Annotated in this window: 16 protein-coding genes; 5 read left to right on the top strand and 11 right to left on the bottom strand. The window is 70.5% G+C overall.

The annotated features are described in order from the left end of the window. Positions 1-59 precede the first annotated feature (59 nt). From B7X32_RS02560 to B7X32_RS02580, 5 genes are read right to left on the bottom strand one after another with little or no spacing between them, the layout of a single operon-like run. The gene (locus B7X32_RS02560; protein WP_292715585.1) at positions 60-1313 is read right to left on the bottom strand and encodes a hypothetical protein; all 1254 of its coding nucleotides are present in this window, start codon (positions 1311-1313) and stop codon (positions 60-62) included. Continuing rightward, complete coding sequence (locus B7X32_RS02565) at positions 1310-2794, bottom strand: family 20 glycosylhydrolase (protein WP_292715587.1); 1485 nt, start codon at positions 2792-2794, stop codon at positions 1310-1312. Before B7X32_RS02565 ends, B7X32_RS02560 begins: the two co-directional genes overlap by 4 nt. Next, positions 2791-3762, bottom strand: a complete 972-nt coding sequence (locus tag B7X32_RS02570) for a carbohydrate ABC transporter permease (RefSeq protein ID WP_292715590.1) — start codon at positions 3760-3762, stop codon at positions 2791-2793. The genes B7X32_RS02565 and B7X32_RS02570 overlap by 4 nt, the downstream gene beginning before the upstream one ends. Beyond that, on the bottom strand, positions 3759-4730 hold the full coding sequence (locus B7X32_RS02575) for a sugar ABC transporter permease (RefSeq protein ID WP_292715593.1): 972 nt from the start codon (positions 4728-4730) through the stop codon (positions 3759-3761). The genes B7X32_RS02570 and B7X32_RS02575 overlap by 4 nt, the downstream gene beginning before the upstream one ends. A 29-nt stretch (positions 4731-4759) precedes the next feature. Further along, the gene (locus B7X32_RS02580) at positions 4760-6055 is read right to left on the bottom strand and encodes an extracellular solute-binding protein (protein WP_292715596.1); all 1296 of its coding nucleotides are present in this window, start codon (positions 6053-6055) and stop codon (positions 4760-4762) included. Positions 6056-6227: 172 nt separating this feature from the next. Here B7X32_RS02580 and B7X32_RS02585 point away from each other — a divergent pair, with 172 nt between their 5' ends. From B7X32_RS02585 to B7X32_RS02595, 3 genes are read left to right on the top strand one after another with little or no spacing between them, the layout of a single operon-like run. Further along, on the top strand, positions 6228-7655 hold the full coding sequence (locus tag B7X32_RS02585; protein ID WP_292715599.1) for a sulfatase: 1428 nt from the start codon (positions 6228-6230) through the stop codon (positions 7653-7655). Next, on the top strand, positions 7652-9010 hold the full coding sequence (locus tag B7X32_RS02590; RefSeq protein WP_292715602.1) for a glycosyl hydrolase: 1359 nt from the start codon (positions 7652-7654) through the stop codon (positions 9008-9010). Before B7X32_RS02585 ends, B7X32_RS02590 begins: the two co-directional genes overlap by 4 nt. After that, on the top strand, positions 9007-10308 hold the full coding sequence (locus B7X32_RS02595; protein WP_292715605.1) for a sulfatase-like hydrolase/transferase: 1302 nt from the start codon (positions 9007-9009) through the stop codon (positions 10306-10308). Before B7X32_RS02590 ends, B7X32_RS02595 begins: the two co-directional genes overlap by 4 nt. A gap of 12 nt (positions 10309-10320) precedes the next feature. On the opposite strand, the gene B7X32_RS02600 is transcribed toward B7X32_RS02595, so the two are convergent. Further along, on the bottom strand, positions 10321-10803 hold the full coding sequence (locus B7X32_RS02600) for an adenylyltransferase/cytidyltransferase family protein (RefSeq protein WP_292715608.1): 483 nt from the start codon (positions 10801-10803) through the stop codon (positions 10321-10323). Positions 10804-10926: 123 nt separating this feature from the next. Further along, positions 10927-11949, bottom strand: a complete 1023-nt coding sequence (locus B7X32_RS02605) for a LacI family DNA-binding transcriptional regulator (RefSeq protein WP_292715612.1) — start codon at positions 11947-11949, stop codon at positions 10927-10929. 91 nt (positions 11950-12040) lie between these two features. Between B7X32_RS02605 and B7X32_RS02610 the strand changes: the two genes are divergently transcribed. Then, entirely contained in the window at positions 12041-15136 is a 3096-nt protein-coding gene (locus B7X32_RS02610; protein ID WP_292715615.1) for a glycoside hydrolase family 38 C-terminal domain-containing protein, read from the top strand. Between the two features lie 169 nt (positions 15137-15305). On the opposite strand, the gene B7X32_RS02615 is transcribed toward B7X32_RS02610, so the two are convergent. The 3 genes from B7X32_RS02615 to B7X32_RS02625 all read right to left on the bottom strand — a co-directional run bounded on the left by B7X32_RS02615 (position 15306) and on the right by B7X32_RS02625 (position 17783). Further along, the gene (locus tag B7X32_RS02615; RefSeq protein WP_292715618.1) at positions 15306-15779 is read right to left on the bottom strand and encodes an S-ribosylhomocysteine lyase; all 474 of its coding nucleotides are present in this window, start codon (positions 15777-15779) and stop codon (positions 15306-15308) included. A gap of 116 nt (positions 15780-15895) precedes the next feature. Further along, positions 15896-16561 carry a hypothetical protein gene (locus tag B7X32_RS02620; protein ID WP_292715620.1) on the bottom strand — a complete coding sequence of 222 codons (666 nt, stop codon included), beginning with the start codon at positions 16559-16561 and terminating at the stop codon, positions 15896-15898. A gap of 79 nt (positions 16562-16640) precedes the next feature. After that, complete coding sequence (locus B7X32_RS02625; RefSeq protein WP_292715623.1) at positions 16641-17783, bottom strand: epoxide hydrolase family protein; 1143 nt, start codon at positions 17781-17783, stop codon at positions 16641-16643. A gap of 66 nt (positions 17784-17849) precedes the next feature. On the opposite strand from B7X32_RS02625, the gene B7X32_RS02630 reads away from it, so the two are divergent. Then, the gene (locus B7X32_RS02630) at positions 17850-18806 is read left to right on the top strand and encodes a WYL domain-containing protein (RefSeq protein WP_292715627.1); all 957 of its coding nucleotides are present in this window, start codon (positions 17850-17852) and stop codon (positions 18804-18806) included. A 64-nt stretch (positions 18807-18870) separates the two neighbouring features. Here B7X32_RS02630 and B7X32_RS02635 read toward each other — a convergent pair. Beyond that, the coding region (locus tag B7X32_RS02635) for a serine hydrolase domain-containing protein (protein WP_292715630.1) at positions 18871-19404 on the bottom strand (534 nt) is incomplete at its 5' end.

Genomic DNA, 19404 nt, shown 5'->3' on the forward strand with positions numbered 1-19404 from the left:
CGGGACCCGGCCTCCCTCCCCTCGGGCCGGATCCCGCGCCGTTCTGCGGCGCGCGGGGCTCAGTCGCCGACGAAGCGCACCTCGGTCGGGGCGGACGGGCCCGTGTGCGGCAGCTTCTGCGTGATCGTGGCCTTCTGCGGCTCGGTCAGCTTGCGGTCGAGCACGAGCGTCCAGCTGCCGTCCACGGCCGCGGTCGTGGACGCCGCCGTCGGGATCCTGCCCGGTCCGGTGACGGTCACGCTCACCGTGGCGCCCGGGGCTCCGACGCCGCGGATCGTGATCCGGTCCGCGGCGAGCGCGGCTGTGGCCGCCTTCGGCGCGACGCCCGCCGCGTCGTCCTGCACCGCGGAGAGGTTCTTCATCCAGGTGAAGGACGTGGGCGTGATGCTGTCATCACCCCAGACCTTGCCGTCGCGGTCGACGGCGTAAGCGAAGAACCCGCCCTTGGTGCCGCCCTGCGGCTGCCAGGTCGCGTACTTGTAGGCCGTGGATCCCGGCGCCGTCGCGGGGTCGTAGATCCCCTCGGCGTCGCCCCAGTGCGTGCGGTCCTGCTCCTCGGGGAAGGAGAACCCGGGCAGGAACTGGCAGGGGGCGATCTTGTCGGCGAAGGTGTTCCACGTCGACTGCATGCCCGCGGTGCCGCGGCCGTACGCCTGCAGCAGCACGTACGACACCTTCGACGAGACCGCCGTGAACAGCGGGGTGCTGCCGTTCTGGTTGGTGTCGAAGATGAGGATCTTGTCCGATCCGGAGGTCGGCCCGAGGATGTCCCCGAGCGCGTTGAAGACGCCGATCGCCCTGGTCAGGTTGTCGCCGGTCGGGTACGACTCCACGTCGATGTCGATGCCGTCCAGGCCGTACGGCGTCACGTACGTGTCGACGAGCTTCTGCGCGTAGTCGCGATAGGCCTGGTCCGTCAGCGGGATGTCCGCCTTCGCGAGCTTGTCGATCCACAGCGTGTACGCGACCCTGGTTCCGCGCGCGTGCAGCGCGGGCACGTACTCGTCGCGGAGCGCGCGCCAGTAGTCGGTGCCGGCGGTCGCGCCGGCGTCGAACACCATCGCCACGTCGACCTCGGGGGGAAGATCCGTCATGCGCGTGACATTGGGGTCCGGCAGGTTCGAGTTCGCGCTCTGCGGCACCGTGACGTCGCGCCAGGTGCGGTAGTACGCCATGGTGAGCGGCTCCGCGGAGCACTGCGACGTGTTCCCGGCCGAGGCGGATCCCGTCTCGGCGAGGGCGGGCGGCGCTCCGAGGAGCGCGACTCCGGCGATGAGCGCGCCGAGACCGACGGCTGCTGTCGTGCGTTTCATACGTGCCTTCTCTCTTCTTCGAGTGGGGTGGCTTCCCCGATCGCGACGTCGAGCGCCGCGAAGTCCTCCAGCGACAGGGCGGACCCGGCGTTCCAGGACCGCTCCGCCATCGCGCGCAGCGGTCCGCGGATGCCCTGCGCGACCTCGGCCGGCGTCTGCGCGTCCGGCCGGTCCGACCACACCGCGAACGACGCCCCGAGCAGCAGCGCGGGGTAGGGGCGCACCAGCTCCTGCCGCACGGTGCTCTGCCCCTCGGGCCCCCACAGGGCGGGGAAGAGCCCCGGATGCCAGTCGGCCTCCCAGATGCGCGCCGCGGTCGGGTAGCGGTAGCCCGCGTTCTCGCCGAGCACGTAGTAGAACATCGCGTCGTTGACGTTGACCAGGCGGTGCCCGGCGGCGACGGCGTCGGAGACCGGGCGCATCCCGGCGTTCCAGTTCGTCCACCAGGTCAGCACGACGTCGGGATCCAGGTGCTCCCTCGTGCTGCGCAGCAGGCCGTCGTTCCACGCGCGCGCCTCGAAACCGCGCTCCCGCAGGTGTGCGGCGACCCGGTTCACGAACGCGGTGAGCAGGTCGAACCCCGTGCCCTGCGCGCCGTAGCGCTCCGCCGCGGCGGTCGCGAGCGCGGGGAACTCGGCGATGCGGTCGAAGTCCACGAACTCGTCGCCGCCGAGGTTCCAGCGGGTGCTGTGCGGGAACACCGGGATCATGTCGTCGATCAGGACGAGCGCGAAGCGGACCGGATCCTCGCGGGTGATGTCGAGGGCGTGATCCGTCTCGAGCCCCGGCGCCTCCGGCAGCCGCAGCTCGGGGTGCGCCGTCAGCACGTGCTGCAGGTGGCCCGGCATGTCCAGCGACGGGATCAGCTCGATGTGCAGGTCGCGCGCGGTGGCGACGACGTCCGCGGCCTCGGTGCGGCCGATCCGGTCGTCTGAGACGATCTCGGGGAACGCCTCCGACTCGAGCCGGAATCCCGGGTTCTCCGAGAAGTGCCACTGGAAGACGTTGACGCCGACGTCCGCGGCGGCGTGCAGCTGCGCGCGGATCCACTCCGCCGGGTAGTGCTTGCGGCCCGCGTCGAGGTGCAGGCCGCGCTCGGCGACCGCCGGCGCGGACTGCACCGCGCCTCGCGGGACGGCCCCCTGCGCACGGAGGTTGTGCAGCAGCTGCCGGGTGGCGCGGAACACGCCCGCCGCGGAGGCCGCGGTCACCACGATGTCCTCCGCCACGTCGATCGTGAACGACTCGTCGGTGCGGTCCCGCGTCGCGAGCGGGCTCAGCCGCAGCCGGATCACCGGATCCGAGACGTCGGCGGCCCCCGCGATCCCGCACGCCCGCAGCTCCGGCTCGAGCCGTTCGGCCTCCCGGCGCAGCCCGCGGCTCGCCGCGATCACCCGCGCCCGCTCCGGCCTCCACATCCCGCCCGCCGGCTCGAACGCCGTGGGCTGCGGGATCGCCGTCCAGCGGGCCGGCTCCGTCATCCCTTGACGCTCCCCTCCTCGACGCCCTTGAAGAACTGCTTCTGCAGGACGGCGAAGAGGACGATGATCGGCACGAGCGCGATCATCGTGCCGGCCGCGATCACGCGCGGGTTGGATCCGAAGTTCGAGTTCAGGTAGTTCATGCCGACCGTGAGCGTGTAGTTCGCCGGATCCGAGAGCACGACGAGCGGCCAGAGGAACTCGTCCCAGGCGCCGATGAACGCGAACAGCGCGACCACCGAGACCATGCCGCGGATGTTCGGCCAGACGATGTGGCGCAGGCGCTGCATCGTGTTGGCGCCGTCGATCGTCGCGGCGTCCAGGGTGTCCGCCGGGATCATCCGGCACGCGGCGGCCATGAGCAGCACGTTGATCGCGGCGATCGCGCCCGGCAGGAACACGCCCCACAGGGTGTTCGCCAGCCCCAGCGACTTGACCGTCAGGTACTGGCTCGTCAGCGTGACCTCGCCGGGCAGGAGCAGCGTGGAGAAGAAGATCGCCATGACGATCCCCTTGCCGCGGAACTTCAGGCACCCCAGCGCGTAGCCGCCCAGGGTCGCGAAGATCACGTTCGTGATCACGGTGCCGACACCGACCAGGAGCGAGTTGCGGGCGTAGTCGAGCACCGGGATGGTGCGGAAGACCTCCGCGTAGTGGTCGAGCGTGGGAGCGCTCGGGATGAGGTTCGGCGGGAAGCCGTAGATGTTCTCGCCGGACCCCTTGAACGACGTGGACAGCTGCCACAGGAACGGGAACACCATGATCCCGAGGACCACGACGAGCAGCACGTACTTGCCGATCAGGCCGGCCAGCGAGGGCTTCATGATGTCGGCGGATCCGCGCGTGCGGTACGCCTTCTCGCGCCTCCGCGGCGGTCGGCCGTCCGCCGCCGTTCCCTGGGCCCGTCGAAGGGCCGTCTCCTGCTCCTCGATCGCGCCGGCGCTGCCGCGGGTCTGGAAGGAGGTCATGCCGTCACCTCCGCACGGTCCTTGGCTTCGCGGCGCTCGGCGCGCTGCTGCGCGCGCAGGTCGCGGCGCGTGCGACGGCCCGCCAGGGCGTCGCGGATCATCTCGCCGTTGTTGGCGATGCCGACGACGGTCAGCGGGATGAGGGTCAGCAGGAACAGCACGATCGAGATCGCCGAGGCGTAGCCGATCTGCCCGTTCAGGCCCTTGCCCATCGACTGGATGAGCATCACCATGCTCATCGACCGGCCTCCCGGTCCCCCGGATCCGGAGGAGAGGATGAACAGCTCGGTGAAGACGCGCACCGCGGCCACGCAGATGAGCACCGAGACGAGCATCATCGGGCCGCGCACGCCGGGCACGGTCACCGACCAGAACCGGCGCCAGGCGCCGGCGCCGTCCATCGCGGCCGCCTCGTGCAGCTCGCGCCCGACGTTCCCCAGGGCGGCGAGGTAGACGACCATGTAGTAGCCGAGGCCCTTCCACACGGTGAGGCCGATCGCGCAGAAGATGAGCAGCCAGCGATCGGACAGGAACTCGATCGGCCGGTCCGCGAGGCCGAAGAACCTCAGCGCCGAGTTGATCGTGCCGGTGCTGGAGAACAGGAACTCCCACACGATCGCGACGACAACGGCCGAGGCGATCACCGGGAAGTAGAAGGTCGTGCGGAAGAACCCGATCGCGGGGATCTTCGCGCGCACCAGCAGCGCCAGCAGGAGCGGGAGGAAGGTGAGCAGCGGCACGCACACCACCACGTACACGAGGGACGTGGTGAGCGCGTAGCCGAACCGCTCATCGCTCGCGAGGCGGGTGAAGTTGTCCAGCCCCACGAAGGTGACGGGACGGAGGGGGCGGGCGTCCGTGAAGGCGAGCACCACCGTGTTCAGGAACGGCCACAGGGCGAACACGAGCACCCAGACCACACCGGGCAGCACCAGCAGGTACGGCGTGTACCAGCGCTGTCTTCTCATCTGCTCACCCCCTCCTCTCACTCATCGGGTCACTTGGACACGTTCTGGTTGGCGTAGTCCTGCGCCTTCTTCAGCGCATCCTTCGCCGTGATGTCGCCCTTGATCGCGAGGGCGATCTGCTGCTTGGCGTAGTTCTCCATGGAGTCGACGTAGCCGCTGCCGGGAGCGCCGGGGACGCGGGCCTTGTCCATCTGCGCCGCCGCGAAGGTCGTCGCCTGGGTCTGCTCCGCGTTCTGCGCGGTACCGGCGAAGGCGGACGGATCCTCGTTGGCCTTCTTCGTGCCGGGGAAGAAGCCGGCGGCGAGCTTCATGAACTCGACCTGGTTCGCGTCGTTCGTGACGTACTCGGCGAAGGCGACCGCGGCTGCAGGGCTCTTCGCGTTCTTGGAGACGCTGATGCCCTGCACGAACAGCGGCGGCTCGCCGAATCCGCCGGTCACCTTGACCGAGGGGAGCAGGGCCGGCGAGTTGACCGCGAGGTTCTTGTCGATGTAGTTCGGGCCGGCGGTCGTCCACGCGACGCTGCCCTTGTTGAAGTTGTCGACGTTGGCGTTGGCCGTGCCGGCGTTCTGCAGCGCCTCGGGGCTGACCGCGCCCTCCTTGTACAGCTCGGCGTAGCGCTCGACGATCGCCTCAGCCTCGGGGGTGTCGAAGACGAACTTGCCGTCCTTGACGAAGTCGAAGGTCTTGCCCTGGTCGCTGATGTCGATCTGCAGCGACTTGGGGCTCGGCACATCGGACAGCGTCGCGATGCCGAGCTTGCCGAGCTTCGACGCGGCGTCCAGCGTCTCGTCGAACGTCTTCGGCGGCGCGGTGAGTCCGGCCTTGCCGAGCAGGTCCATGTTCCAGTAGTTCAGCTCGGTGCCGAGGTACCACGGGAAGGCGTAGGTGCCCTCGAGCCCCTTGTAGGTGTAGGCCGCGACGCCACCGTCGACGTAGTCGCCGATGATCTTCGAGTCCTTCTTCAGGTCGGCGAGCTGACCGGCCTTGGCGAGCTCCTGCGCGAACTCCGGCGGCAGGTTCACGACGTCGGGAAGCTCGTTCGACTCGGCCTGCTGCAGGATCTTGTCCTCGTAGCCGTCGGCGGGCTGGTCGATCCACTTGACCGTGACGCCGGGGTGCTCCTTCTCGAAGCTCTTCGCGATGTTCTCGAAGTAGGGCGTGAACTTGTCGTTCTTCAGCGACCAGGTCTGGAAAGTGACCGTGCCCTTGATCTCGCCGTCGGCGGATCCGCCTCCGGAGGCCGCCCCTCCCCCGGTGCAGGAGGTGAGAGCGAGCGCCGCGACCGCGGCGATGCCGACGGCGATAGTCGATCGGATCTTCATGGACGTGTTCTCCTTCGAAGTGTCCCGGGTGCATCGCCGGCCGGCGCTGGCATCCCATCACTAAAACGATATAGTGTGCCTAGCATGCCACAAGGACGCGGTGTCGTCCAACAGCACCGCAGACCGCCGATGCGGCGAACCAAATCCCTTCAGCGACTCAAGGAGGAACGCGATGAGCAGTCCCCGTCGCCCGAACATCGTGTTCGTGCTGACCGACGACCACGCCTCGAATGCGATCGGCTGCTACGGATCAGTCGTGAACACCACGCCAGGAATCGACGCGATCGCGGCCGCCGGGATGCGCTTCGACCGCGCGCTGGTGGAGAACGCGCTGTGCACGCCGAGTCGCGCGGCCTTCCTCACCGGCACCTACAGCCACACGAGCGCCGTCACCACGCTCGCCACGCCCCTGGCGAACGACCACGAGACCTTCATCACGGCGCTCAAGGCGGCGGGCTACCGCACCGCGATGTTCGGCAAGTGGCACCTCGGCCACGGCCCGGAACACGACCCCGTGGGCTTCGATCACTGGGAGGTGCTGCCGGATCAGGGCGAGTACTTCGATCCGGAGTTCTACTCGCCGGACGGCCCGGTGCGCCACCAGGGCTACGTCACCGACATCATCACCGACCACGCGCTGGCGTGGATGGAGGCGCAGGGCGACGAGCCCTATTGCGTGCTGGTGTGGCACAAGGCCCCGCACCGCCCCTGGCTTCCGCACCCGCGGCACGCGGATCTGTTCACGGATCCGATCCCGCTGCCTCCCACCTTCGACGACGACTACGACGGCCGCGGCACACCCGCCCACCACGCCACGATGCGCATCGCGGACTACCTCACGGACATCGACCTCAAGGAGGATCCGCCCGCCGAGCTGGGCTACGCGGAGCGCGCCCTGTGGAAGTACCAGCGCTACATGCAGGACTACCTGCGCTGCGTCGCCGCGGTGGACGAGGGCGTGCAGGCGCTCACCGACTTCCTGCACGAGAGCGGCCGGTTCGACGACACGGTCACGATCTACGCGTCCGACCAGGGCTTCTACCTCGGCGAGCACGGCTGGTTCGACAAGCGGTTCATGTACGAGGAGTCGCTGCGGATGCCGCTCGTGCTCAGCTATCCCGCCCGCGTCGCCGCCGGCGGGAGCACGGAGGCGCTCGTCTCGAACGTCGACATCGCGCAGACCCTGCTCGACTTCGCCGGGGTCGCGGCGCCCGAGGGCATGCAGGGCAGCAGCCTCGTGGAGCTCCTGACCGCGGCGGATCCGGCTCCCGTGCGGGACGCCCACTACTACCGGTTCTACGAGCACGACGACCACATGCACCACGTCTGGGCGCACTACGGCGTGCGCACCGACCGCTACAAGCTGATCTACTACTACGCCGACGGAATGGGACTGCCCAATACGGGCGACACGTCCTATCCTCCGGAGTGGGAGCTCTTCGATCTGGAGAAGGATCCATACGAGCTCACCAGCGTGCATCTCGATCCCGCATACGCCGGCATCCGGCGTGAGCTGACCCTGAAGCTCTGGGATCTCCAGCAGGACCTCGGCGACTCCCCCCACCCGCGCCAGCCCGTCCCGGAAGGACGTACTCGATGACCCTCGGCACCGACGCCGCACACTCCGCCGTTCCGAGCGGAGCCGCCCCGCTGCGGTTCGGCGCGAACTACACGCCGTCGAAGGAGTGGATGCACTCCTGGCTCGACCTCGACCTCGACGTCGTGCGGCGCGACTTCGCCGGGCTCGCCGCGCTCGGGCTCGACCACGTGCGGATCTTCCCGCTCTGGCCGGTGCTGCAGCCGAACCGGACGCTCATCCGGGAGAAGGCGGTCGCGGACGTGAGGGCCGTGGTCGACGTCGCCGCCGAGTTCGGCATGGACGCGAGCGTCGACGTGATCCAGGGCCACCTGTCGAGCTTCGACTTCATCCCGTCGTGGCTGTTCACCTGGCACGACAAGAACATGTTCACCCACCCCATCGCGCTGAGCGGGCAGGTCGCGCTCGTGGAGCGCCTCGGCGCCGCGCTGCGCGACGCCCCGAACTTCCTCGGCTTCACGCTCGGCAACGAGGTCAACCAGTTCTCCGCGGCCGTGCACCCGCACCCCTGGCCGGTCTCGCCCGAGGAGGCCGCGGGCTGGCTCACCGCATTGCTGGACGCGGCGGAGCGCTCCGCGCCTGGGCTGCCGCACGTGCACAGCGAGTACGACGCGGCCTGGTACATGGACGGTCACGGCTTCGTGCCGACGCATGCCAGCCGGATCGGCGCGATGACCACGGTGCACTCGTGGATCTTCAACGGCACCGCCCAGCGCTACGGCGGGCGGAGCGCGGCGAGCGACCGGCACGCCGAGTACATGATCGAACTGTCCCGCGCCTTCGCGACGGATCCGCACCGTCCGGTCTGGCTGCAGGAGGTCGGCGCCCCGTCGAACTGCCTGACGCCGGAGCAGACCCCCGACTTCCTCGAGGCGACCGTGCGCGCCGCGGTGCGCACCGAGAACCTCTGGGGCGTCACCTGGTGGTGCTCGCACGACGTGGGCCGCGAACTCGCCGACTACCCCGAGCTCGAGTACTCGCTCGGTCTGATCGACCAGGCGGGCGAGGCCAAGCCCATCGGTCGGCGCTTCGCGGAGATCATCCCAGAGCTGCGCGCACGGCGGCAGGCCCCCGCCCGCACGACGGCGATCGTCATCGAGGTCGACGCCCACGAGATCCCGGTCAGCCGTGCCGCGATGAGCCCGGGGGGCGCCATCTTCCAGGCGTGGGTCGACGCGTGCGAGGCCGGACTCGACGCCGCCTTCGTCACCTCCCGCACCGCGGCGGATCCGGCCGACCTCGCCGCACGCGGCATCGCCGACCTGATCCGTCCGGATCTGAGCACCGGATCCGGGACCTACTCCTCGAACAACACGGTCGTCGACGGCGCGGAGGATGTCGCAGAGGTCACCGCATGAGGCGCCCGAACGTCGTCGTGATCTACGCCGACGACCTCGGCTACGGCGATGTCGGCTGCTTCGGGGGCGACGACGTCCTCACCCCGCATCTGGACCGGCTGGCGGCGCGCGGGGTGCGCCTCACGAACTGGTACTCGAACTCTCCGGTCTGCTCGCCGTCCCGCGCGGCGCTGCTCACCGGGCGCCACCCGGTCAACGCCGGCGTCCAGGAGATCCTCGGAGGGAAGCGCGGCACGCCGGGGCTGCCGGCGCAGCCGACGCTAGCCTCCCGCCTGCAGGACGAGGGCTATCGCACCGGGATCTTCGGCAAGTGGCACCTGGGCACGGGATCCGGCTACCGTCCGCTGGACCGTGGCTTCGCACAGCACTTCGGCTTCCTCGCCGGCTGCGTGGACTACTACTCCCACATCTTCTACTGGGGCCAGGGCCAGAACCCGGTGCACGACCTGTGGGACGACGAGCGCGAGGTGTACGACAACGGCCGCTACCTCACCGAAGTCATCGCGGAGAAGGCCGCGGACTTCATCCGCGCGAACGCCGCGGATCCGTTCCTCTGCTACGTGCCGTTCAACGCCCCGCACTACCCGATGCACGCGCCGAAGGAGTACGTCGACCGCTTCCCCGACCTCCCGGACGATCGCCGCATCATGGCCGCGATGATCGCCGCCATGGACGACGGCGTGGGCCGCATCCTGGACGCGCTCGACGCGGCGGGGCTCGGGGACGACACGATCGTGTTCTTCTCCTCCGACAACGGCCCCTCCACCGAGAGCCGCAACTGGCTGAACGGCGAGGAGATCGACTACCAGGGCGGATCCACCGGCGGCCTGCGCGGCAACCAGGGCTCGCTGTACGAGGGCGGGATCAGGGTGCCCGCGATCGTCTCCTGGCCCGCCGCGCTGCCGCAGGGCGCGGAGTGGGCGGAGCCCGGCGCGATGACGGACATCGTGCCCACCGTGCTCGATGCGATCGGCGCGCCGGCGGCGGACGACGCCGACGGCGCGAGCGTGCTCGACGCCCTGAAGGCGCTCGCACCGCTTCCCGCCGAGCGCACGCTGTTCTGGGAGTACGGCCCTCAGCTCGCCGCGCGCCGCGGCCCCTGGAAGCTCACGACGTCGCCCAGGGAGCACCTCGGCGGGCCGTTCGTGCTCGGCGCCAGCCTGCTCGCGAACCTCGACGAGGATCCGGCCGAGGCCGTCGACCTGTCCGCGCAGCACCCCGAGATCGCGGACGCGCTGCGCGCCGAGCTCGAGGAGTGGGCGCGGAGCTTCGACTGGGATCCGGCGCCCTGGCTCTGAGCGCCGGGCGGGTCAGCTCTGGCCGTTGACCCGCTCGGCCTCCTTGGCCGCGACGATCTTGCGCAGGCCGGAGCTGGAGAACCGGTGGTCGCGGCTGTTGAAGTACAGCTCGATGCCCGCCTCCTCGCAGTACGCGCGGCCGGTGAAGTCGCGGTCCTCGTACTCGTCGCCGACGATGCGCACGTCGAGCTTGAAGGAGCGGAGGATGTCCTCGAGGTCCTGCTCGGTCGAGTACGGGACGATCTCGTCGACGTACTCGCAGCCGCGCAGCTGGATGTAGCGCTCGACCACGGTCTGCGTGGGAGCGTTCTTCTCCGGGCGATCCAGGGTGGGGTCCATCTGCAGGCCGCAGATGAGGTAGTCGCACTGCCGCTTGGCCTCGGCGAGCATCATGATGTGCCCCGCGTGCAGCAGGTCGAAGGTGGAGAAGGTGATCCCCACGCGCGGCCCCGGGTTGTAGTCCTGGTGCTTCTTCTTCGCGGTGTCCGGCGTCATCAGCGATTTCCTCTCGTCGACCCTGAGCACTCTACCGAACGGGCCGGAGCGGTCCCTGGGCGCCTGTTGCGGTCGTCGCCCGCCCGGCGCACCGGCTCGAAGCGCGCCCGAGGTCGCCGCGCCTCAGCGTGCGGGGGCGGCGGTGCTCTCGCGGATCGTCAGCGCGGGGGCGGTGCCGCGGCGGGACGGCAGCGGATCCGCGGATCCGATCCGCTCCAGCAGGAAGGCCGCGGCCTGCTCGCCGAGGGCGAAGGTGTCGCGCGTGAGGCACGTGATCGACGGGTGCACGAGCCCCGTCACCACGGAGTCGTCGAAGGACGCCACCGACAGCGCCTGCGGCACCCCGACGCCCATCTCCTGCGCGACCCTGAGCCCCGCGATCGCCATCACGTCGTTGTCGTAGACGACGGCCGTCGGCCTCGTGGCGCGACTGAGCAGCGTGCGGGTCGCGGCGGTGGCGGCCGCCGGGGAGAAGTCGGTCACGAAGGTCTCGCCCGTGACGTCCCGTGCCGCGAGCGCAGCGAGCACGTCGGCGCGGATGCGGGTGTGCTGGAACTCGGCGGGCCCGGAGACGTAGGCGATCTCGCGGTGCCCGAGCGCGGCGAGGTAGTCGAACAGCGCATGCGCGGCGGCCTCGTCATCGAGCCAGATCGCGGGAGGATCCCCCGCCGTGTCCCTGCTGCCGATCACCACGGCCGGCAGCGGCAGCGAGGGCAGCAGCGCCAGACGCGGGTCGTCGTCGCGCGGGTCGATCACGATCACGCCGTCGACCTGGTTCGCGCTGCGCCAGCGCCGGTAGGTCGCCATCTCCTCCTCGATCGAGGAGACGACGACCAGCTGCAGGGCGACGCCGTGCTGAGCGAGGGCCGACTGCACGCCGGCGATGAGGTCGGTGAAGAACGCCTCGGTGCCGAGGGTGCGCGCCGGGCGGTTGACCGCGAAGCCGACCACTCCGGCACGGGATCCGACCAGGGCCCGCGCGGCCGAGCTCGGCTGCCACTGGTTCTCCTCGGCGATGTCGAGGATGCGCTGACGGGTCTGCTCGCTGACGCCGGGGCGCCCGTTCAGCGCGAAGGAGACCGCGCCGGGAGACACTCCCGCGAGCCGGGCGATATCGGCGATGGTGATGCGCTTCGCCTGTGACATAGACTCACCGTACTAGATCGTTTTAGTTGGCCCTGTGGGAGAGGATTTCCCCAGGCGTTCTGACATTCTCGCACCGCGAAGGAGCACCCCCGTGCACGAAGAGACCTCGCTCACCGTCGGCCGCGTCACCCGCGTGCTCGGCGAGCGCGTGCGCCCCGCCGTCCACTCCGCCCGCATCCCGCTGGAGATCGCCGCGCACGTCCTTCCTGGCGAGCCGATCCCCGCGGCCGAGGGGCTGGCGCTCGACTACGCGCCGTTCTCGGCCGGCCAGCAGTGGGGCCCCGCGTGGGGAACCACGTGGTTCCGGATCCGCGGCACAGTCCCGGCCGAGTGGGCCGGCAAGCGCGTCGAGGCGCTCGTCGACCTCGGCTTCGACATCAACATGACCGGCTTCCAGTGCGAGGCGCTCGCCTACCGCGCCGGCGCCGACGGCGAGCCGGTCCCGGTGAAGAGCCTCAACCCGCGCAACCAGTGGCTGCCCATCACGGAGCGGGCCGAGGGCGAGGAGACGGTCGAGCTGTTCCTCGAGGGCGCCTCCAACCCTGTGCTGCTGGACTACCACCCCTTCCTGCCCACGCAGGAGGGCGACATCCTCACCTCCTCGCCGGATCCGCTCTACCGTGTGCGCCACATGGACCTCGCGGTGTTCGAGACGGAGGTGTTCGAACTGTCCCTCGACCTCGAGGTGCTGCTCGATCTCCAGGCCGAGCTCCCCGAGACCAGCCCCCGCCGCATGCGGATCCTGCAGGCGCTCGACGACGCGCTCGACGTGCTCGACCTGCAGCGGATCGTCGAGACCGCGGGCGATGCCAGGGCTCAGCTGGCCGAGGTGCTGGCGGCGCCCGCCGACGCGAGCGCGCACCGCATCGCCGCGATCGGGCACGCGCACATCGACTCGGCCTGGCTGTGGCCGCTGCGCGAGACCGTGCGCAAGGTCGCCCGCACCACCTCGTCGATGACGACCCTGCTCGAGGAGCAGCCGCAGTTCCGCTACGGCATGTCCAGCGCGCAGCAGTACGCCTGGATGAAGGAGCACCGCCCCGAGGTCTACGCCCGGATCAAGGCCGCCGTCGCCGAGGGACGGTTCCTGCCGCTCGGCGGCATGTGGGTCGAGTCCGACACGGTCATGCCGACCGGGGAGTCGCTCGTGCGACAGTTCTCGCACGGACAGCGCTTCTTCGAGCGCGAGTTCGGGATCCGGTCGAAGGGCGTGTGGCTGCCGGACAGCTTCGGCTACTCCCCCGCCCTGCCCCAGCTCATGCGCCGGGCCGGCTTCGAGTGGTTCTTCACCCAGAAGATCTCGTGGAACCAGCGGAACGTGTTCCCGCACCACAGCTTCGACTGGGAGGGCATCGACGGATCGCGGATCTTCACGCACTTCCCGCCGATGGACACCTACAACTCGCAGCTCTCGGGCATGGAGGTCGCCAAGGCCTCGCGCCAGTTCAAGGAGAACCGCGTCGCGACCCGCTCGATCGCCCCGGTGGGCTGGGGCGACGGCGGCGGCGGCACGACCCGGGAGATGACCGGCAAGGCGTCGCGGCTCGCGTCGCTGGAGGGATCCGCCCAGGTCGAGTGGATCCACCCGGACGAGTTCTTCGACGCCGCCAAGGCGGAGCTTCCGGATCCGGCGGTGTGGGTCGGCGAGCTGTACCTCGAACTGCACCGCGGCACGCTCACCAGCCAGCACGCCACGAAGGCGCTGCACCGCTGGGCGGAGCAGGCGCTCATCGAGGCCGAGCTGTGGGCGTCGACCGCGGCCGTGCGCCTCGGTGCGGCCTACCCGCACGACGAGCTGGACCGGCTGTGGCAGACCGTGCTGCTGCACGAGTTCCACGACATCCTCCCCGGCACCTCGATCGCGTGGGTGCACCGCGAGGCCGTCTCGGTGCTCTCCGACGTGCTCGACGAGGCCCGCGCGCTGTCCGAGGCCGCGCGCGCCGCGCTCGCCGGTTCCGGTGACGTGGAGCTCGTCTTCACCCCGACGTCGGTCGGTGTCGCACCCGGCGCTCGCGCGCTCGGCGCCTCCCTCGCCTCCACTCCGGGGTCGTTGAGCGAGGACGGCGGAGCCGACCGAGACGAAACGCCGGTTGCCGAAGAGCCGGCCCAGATTCGCTACGTGCCCCTGCCCGTCTCCCTCACCGAGTCCGCCGACGGCTTCCGCCTCGAGAACGGCCTCGTCGCGGTCGTGATCTCGCCCGAGGGTCTCATCGTCTCCGCGCGGGACAAGGCATCGGGCCGGGAGACGATCCCCGCGGGAAAGCCGGCGAACCTGTTCCAGCTGCACCAGGACTTCCCGAACATGTGGGACGCGTGGGACATCGACAAGTACTACCGCAACCGCGTGGACGACCTCGTGGCGGTGTCGTCGATCTCGGCGTCCGTCGAGAGCGGCGTCGCGACGATCGTCGTGGAGCGGCCGTTCTCGGAGTCCTCCCTGCGGCAGACGATCACCCTGCGTCCCGGATCCCGCACGGTTCTGCTCCGCAACGAGATCGACTGGCACGAGACGGAGAAGCTGCTCAAGCTCGCCTTCCCGCTCGAGATCTTCGCCCGCGAGACGGCCGCCGAGACGCAGTTCGGCTTCCAGCGCAGGGTCACGCACGTGAACACGAGCTGGGAGGCCGCGAAGTTCGAGACCTCGATGCACCGGTTCGTGCTCGTGCAGGAGGACGGCGGCTTCGGCGCCGCGCTCGTGAACGACTCGATCTACGGCTTCGACACCACGCGCGATGTGGACGGCGACGACGTCACCACGACCGTGCGCCTGTCGCTGCTGCGCGCCCCGCGCTTCCCCGATCCCGACACCGACCACGGCACGCACGAGATCCAGGTGGGCCTCGTGATCGGCGCGGACGCCGCGATCGCGACCGCGGAGGGCATCGCGCTGAACGCGCCGTCGACCGTCGTCCGCGGCGCGAACGAGGTCGAGCCGCTGATCGCCGTGTCCGGCGAGGGCATCGTCGTGTCGAGCGTGAAGCTCGCCGACGACCGCTCCGGCGACGTGGTCGTGCGCGTCTACGAGTCGCTCGGCCGGCGCACGTCCGGATCCCTGACCGTCGCCTTCCCGCACCGCGGGATCCGCGAGGTCTCGCTCATCGAGGACGAGCTGGAGTCGCCGCGCACCGGCGAGGCGCTGTCCCTGCGCCCCTTCGAGGTGCGCACGCTCCGCATCGCCCGGGCCTGACGCCTGACGCGCGCCTCGCGCCTCGCGAGCCTCGCGAGCCCACTCCCGCCGAGACCCCCTCGCAGCACCGACGCCCCCTCCCGCAGACGCACCCCGGAGGGGGCGTCGGTGCGCAGAGGGGGCGTCGGTGCGTGCGGGCACGCTGGGGCGGGGCGGGGTGCGGTGCGGCTCAGCCCAGGACGCGGGTGAACGCGTCGCGGCTGATGCCCTGCTCCAGGATCCGCGCGGACCATTCGCGCGCGCCGTGCAGGCTGTGGTCGCGGTAGTTGCCGCACTCCACGGCGCTGACGCCGGGGACGTCGCTCCACTCCGCCTTCTCGGCGATGAAGCGCAGGCTGTCGGTGATCGCGTCCACGAGCGCCGGGACCTCGGGGCGGCCCCACGTGATGAGGTGGAACCCGGTGCGGCAGCCGAACGGCGAGATGTCGATGACCCCGTCGACCCGGTCGCGCAGCAGCGAGGCCAGGGTGTGCTCGATCGTGTGCAGCGCCGCCGTGGGGATCTCGCCCTCGTTCGGCTGCACGAAGCGCACGTCGAAGTTGGAGATCTCGTCGCCGCGCGGACCCTGCTCGACGCCGATCAGGCGCACATAGGGCGCCTTGACGGCGGTGTGGTCCAGGGTGAAGCTCTCGACCTCGGCCATGCGGATCTCCTTCGGGTGACGGATGGATGACGAGCCGGATCCGGCCCGGATCCGAGGCTACCCCGCGGACCCGTGCCGAGGGCCGCCGCCCGCAACACGATGACGGACCGGGATCCTCACCCGGCGTTCGAGGAGTACACGGCGACGGATCCGGGCTCCGTACGGGCTCCCAGCACGATCGCGACGATGCCGAGGAACGCGATCGCCGCGGTGTTGATCACACCGAGAAGACCTGTCACGAACAGGGCGCCCGCGGCGTCGGCGGTGTCGGCGAACAACGGGCTGAGCCTCAGCATGGCGAGGAGCCGCGTCGCCACGACCACGCCCAGTGCCCACAGCGGCGCCCAGTTCCAGGGGCGGGGGACCACTCCGATGCGACCGATCTGCACCACGGCGATGATCGCGAGCATGAGGGTCACGACGACCTGCACCATCGTGAGCACCCCGGCGACACCGATGAGCTGCCCGCTCCCATATCCGTCGGCGTCACGAAGCACCGCGTCCAGCGCGAAAGGGAGGCCCAGCAACACCACCGCCAGTGCGATCACAGCCCCGGTGCCGAGCGGCCGACGCGCGGTGACGCTCCCTGCGCGACCCAGCCCGATCACCAGCACGAGAGCGCCGGCGACGAAGAGCACGTCGACGGCGCGGTGCAGCGGGGCGAGCGGCCCCTGAGCCGCCAGCTGCGCGAGCGCCGACGCGACGAGCAGCGCGCCGCCCAGCACCCAGGTGCGCCGACGCTGCACTGCTTCGGATCCGGATCCGGGGTCCACGGTGACCATGCCCCGACCCTACCCCCGAGGACGGCAGAGCCCGCCGCCCGGCATTCCGGACCGCGGGCTCTGCATTCGGACGGCCGTCTCAGCGGGTGCGGATCCCCGCGAAGAACGCGCGGACGTCGCCGGCGAGCACGTCGGGGCGCTCCAGGGCGGCGAAGTGGCCGCCCTCGTCGAAGCGGCTCCAGTGCACGATGTTGTCGTTGTCGCGCTCGGCGAAGACCCGGATCGTCTGGAAGTCGTCCTTGAAGACGGCGACGCCGGTGGGCGCGTGGTTCACCTGCGGCTCGGCCTGCGCCTGCGCGTTCTCGAAGTAGCTGCGGCTCATGCCCGCCGCCGCGTTCGCGAACCAGTTCACGCTGACCTCCAGCAGGATCTTCTCCAGCGGCACGAGCGAGGTGCCGTTGCCGAAGCTGTTGAACAGCTCGCTGTAGGCCAGCAGGCCGATCGGGGAATCGCTGAGGCCGACCGCGACGGTCTGCGGACGCGAGGCGTTCATCGTGTTGTAGCCGCCCACCGACTGGAACCACTGCATGTGCTCGAGGCCCGCGTAGTCGGCGGGCTCGAGGCGCTCGAACTCGCTCGGGTCGCCCGAGGGGAACGAGAACAGCTGCAGCACGTGCAGGCCGAGGAACCCCTCCGGCGCCAGCAGGCCGAGCTCGCGCGCGACCATCGCGCCGTTGTCGGACCCGTGCACGCCGTAGCTGTCGTAGCCGAGGCCGCGCATGAGCGCGTCGTAGGCCCTGGCCACGCGCGCCATCGTCCATCCCGACGCGGTCACCGGCTGCGAGAAGCCGTAACCCGGCGCGTCCGGGATGACGACGTCGAAGGCGTCCTCCGCGCGGCCGCCGTGCGCGACCGGGTCGACGAGACGGTCGATCACGTCGAGGTAGTCGACGGAGGATCCGGGGTAGGTGTGCGCGAGCAGCAGCGGCGTCGCGCCCTCGTGCGCGGAGCGCACGTGGATGAAGTGGATGTCCTGGCCGTCGATCTCGGCGACGAAGTGCGGGAAGGCGTTGATGCGGGCCTCGGCGGCGCGCCAGTCGAAGGAGCGCCACGCGGCGAGCGCCTCGCGGAGGTAGTCGTTCGGCGTGCCGGTGGTCCAGTCGTCCGCGGGGGCCGGCTGCGGCAGGCGGGTGCGCGCCAGGCGATCCTGCAGGTCGGCGACCTCGGCATCGGTGACGGAGACGGTGAAGGGGCGGAGGGCGAGGGCTGCGGTGCTGTTCATGTCTTCGACACTATGAGCCGATTAGGCTTGATTCGTTCCTAATGGATCCGATCGATCGGAGATCCCGTGACCGGCCCTTCGGCGCGACTGCTCGCGCTGCTCTCGCTGCTGCAGACCGGATCCGCGCGCACCGGAACGGAGCTCGCCGAGCGTCTCGGCGTGAGCGGTCGCACGGTGCGCGCCGACATCGAGCGGCTGCGCGACCTCGGCTATCCGGTGGATGCGACGCGCGGCGCGGTCGGCGGCTATCGGCTGGGTGCCGGCGGATCGCTCCCTCCCCTGCTGCTCGACGACGAGGAGGCCGTCGCGGTGACGGTCGGCCTGCAGGCCGCCGCGGGTATCGCCGGAATCGAGGACGTCCGCGCGCGGGCACTCGCCAAGATCGAGCAGGTGCTCCCCGCTCATCTGCGGCCCACCGTGGCGGCGCTCGGATCCACCGTCGACCGCGGCCAGGAGAACGTCGGCACCGATGCGCCGGACCCCGAGGTCGACCCCGCCGTACTGCGAGCCGTCGCCGCGGCGATCCGCGACACCGAATGGCTGCGCTTCGACTACGACGACTCCCCCGTGCTGGTCGAGCCTTACCGGCTGCTGAGCTGGCAGCGACGGTGGCACCTCGTCGCCCGGGATCCGCAGGACGGATCCTGGGGCACCTACCGGGTGGACTGGATGACGCTGCGGATGCCCACGCGGCGGCCGTTCGCGCCGCAGCCGCTCCCTGGCGGCGACTACACCGCCTTCGCGATGCGGACGATCGCGGCGAGCGGCTGGAAGGTGCATGCCAGGCTGCGCGTGGACGCCTCGGCGCAGAGCGTGCTCGACCGCATCAACCCCACCGTCGGCGTGGTCGAACCGCTCGACGCCGACCACTGCGTCCTGGTCACCGGCGCGGACAGTCTCGACACCGTCGCCGCCTACATCGGGATGCTGATGATGGACTTCACCGTGGAGAGCCCGCCCGAGCTGGTGCCGCGGCTGCGTCTGCTGTCCGAGCGCTACGCCCGCGCCGTCGCGGGATCCTGAGCCGGACCGGGATCCGGATCCGGAGCTTCCGGTGCGCGGATCCGGCGTCTCTCTCCGGATCCGGTCAGCGCCCGTAGCGCGTGACGATCTCCTCGGTGAGCGGGGGCCAGATCCGCTTGTGCTCCTCGCCGAACGGCACGCCGGAGAGGAACGCGGCCGCGACATCGCGCGACCGGTCGATGAACAGGAAGCTGCCGAGCGCGCCGAAGTGGCCGGCGGTCTCGGGCGGGAGCCCGTCGCCCAGCCAGTGCGGGCTCTTGACGCCCTTGAGCTCGAAGCCGAGGCCCCACTGGTTGTCCGGAAAGGAGCCGTAGCCGGGCACGAGGCCGCGCAGCCCCTGGTGCGAGACGGTGAGCGCGAGATCCCGCAGCGCGGCAGGGATGAGCGTGGGGCGCAGCACCTCTCGGCCGAAGATCAGCAGGTCCTCGATCGAGGCGGATGCCCCGGCCGACGGGCGGCCCGTCACGTCCGTGCGCTCCATGCCGAGCGGGAGCGTCACCTCGCGCAGCATCCAGTCCGAGAAGTCCATGCCGACGGCCTCGGCGACGTGCGCGGCGAGGGCGTCGAACCCGGCGTTCGAGTAGATGCGCCGCTCGCC

This window comes from Microbacterium sp. 13-71-7 (genome assembly GCF_002257455.1).
Classification (GTDB): Bacteria; Actinomycetota; Actinomycetes; order Actinomycetales; family Microbacteriaceae; genus Microbacterium.

What these genes read in the sequence shown, in the direction of transcription:
- B7X32_RS02560 (WP_292715585.1), bottom strand. Translation starts at nt 1,313, where the DNA reads ATGAAACGCACGACAGCAGCCGTCGGTCTCGGCGCGCTCATCGCCGGA.
- B7X32_RS02565 (WP_292715587.1), bottom strand. Translation starts at nt 2,794, where the DNA reads ATGACGGAGCCGGCCCGCTGGACGGCGATCCCGCAGCCCACGGCGTTC.
- B7X32_RS02570 (WP_292715590.1), bottom strand. Translation starts at nt 3,762, where the DNA reads ATGACCTCCTTCCAGACCCGCGGCAGCGCCGGCGCGATCGAGGAGCAG.
- B7X32_RS02575 (WP_292715593.1), bottom strand. Translation starts at nt 4,730, where the DNA reads ATGAGAAGACAGCGCTGGTACACGCCGTACCTGCTGGTGCTGCCCGGT.
- B7X32_RS02580 (WP_292715596.1), bottom strand. Translation starts at nt 6,055, where the DNA reads ATGAAGATCCGATCGACTATCGCCGTCGGCATCGCCGCGGTCGCGGCG.
- B7X32_RS02585 (WP_292715599.1), top strand. Translation starts at nt 6,228, where the DNA reads ATGAGCAGTCCCCGTCGCCCGAACATCGTGTTCGTGCTGACCGACGAC.
- B7X32_RS02590 (WP_292715602.1), top strand. Translation starts at nt 7,652, where the DNA reads ATGACCCTCGGCACCGACGCCGCACACTCCGCCGTTCCGAGCGGAGCC.
- B7X32_RS02595 (WP_292715605.1), top strand. Translation starts at nt 9,007, where the DNA reads ATGAGGCGCCCGAACGTCGTCGTGATCTACGCCGACGACCTCGGCTAC.
- B7X32_RS02600 (WP_292715608.1), bottom strand. Translation starts at nt 10,803, where the DNA reads ATGACGCCGGACACCGCGAAGAAGAAGCACCAGGACTACAACCCGGGG.
- B7X32_RS02605 (WP_292715612.1), bottom strand. Translation starts at nt 11,949, where the DNA reads ATGTCACAGGCGAAGCGCATCACCATCGCCGATATCGCCCGGCTCGCG.
- B7X32_RS02615 (WP_292715618.1), bottom strand. Translation starts at nt 15,779, where the DNA reads ATGGCCGAGGTCGAGAGCTTCACCCTGGACCACACCGCCGTCAAGGCG.
- B7X32_RS02620 (WP_292715620.1), bottom strand. Translation starts at nt 16,561, where the DNA reads ATGGTCACCGTGGACCCCGGATCCGGATCCGAAGCAGTGCAGCGTCGG.
- B7X32_RS02625 (WP_292715623.1), bottom strand. Translation starts at nt 17,783, where the DNA reads ATGAACAGCACCGCAGCCCTCGCCCTCCGCCCCTTCACCGTCTCCGTC.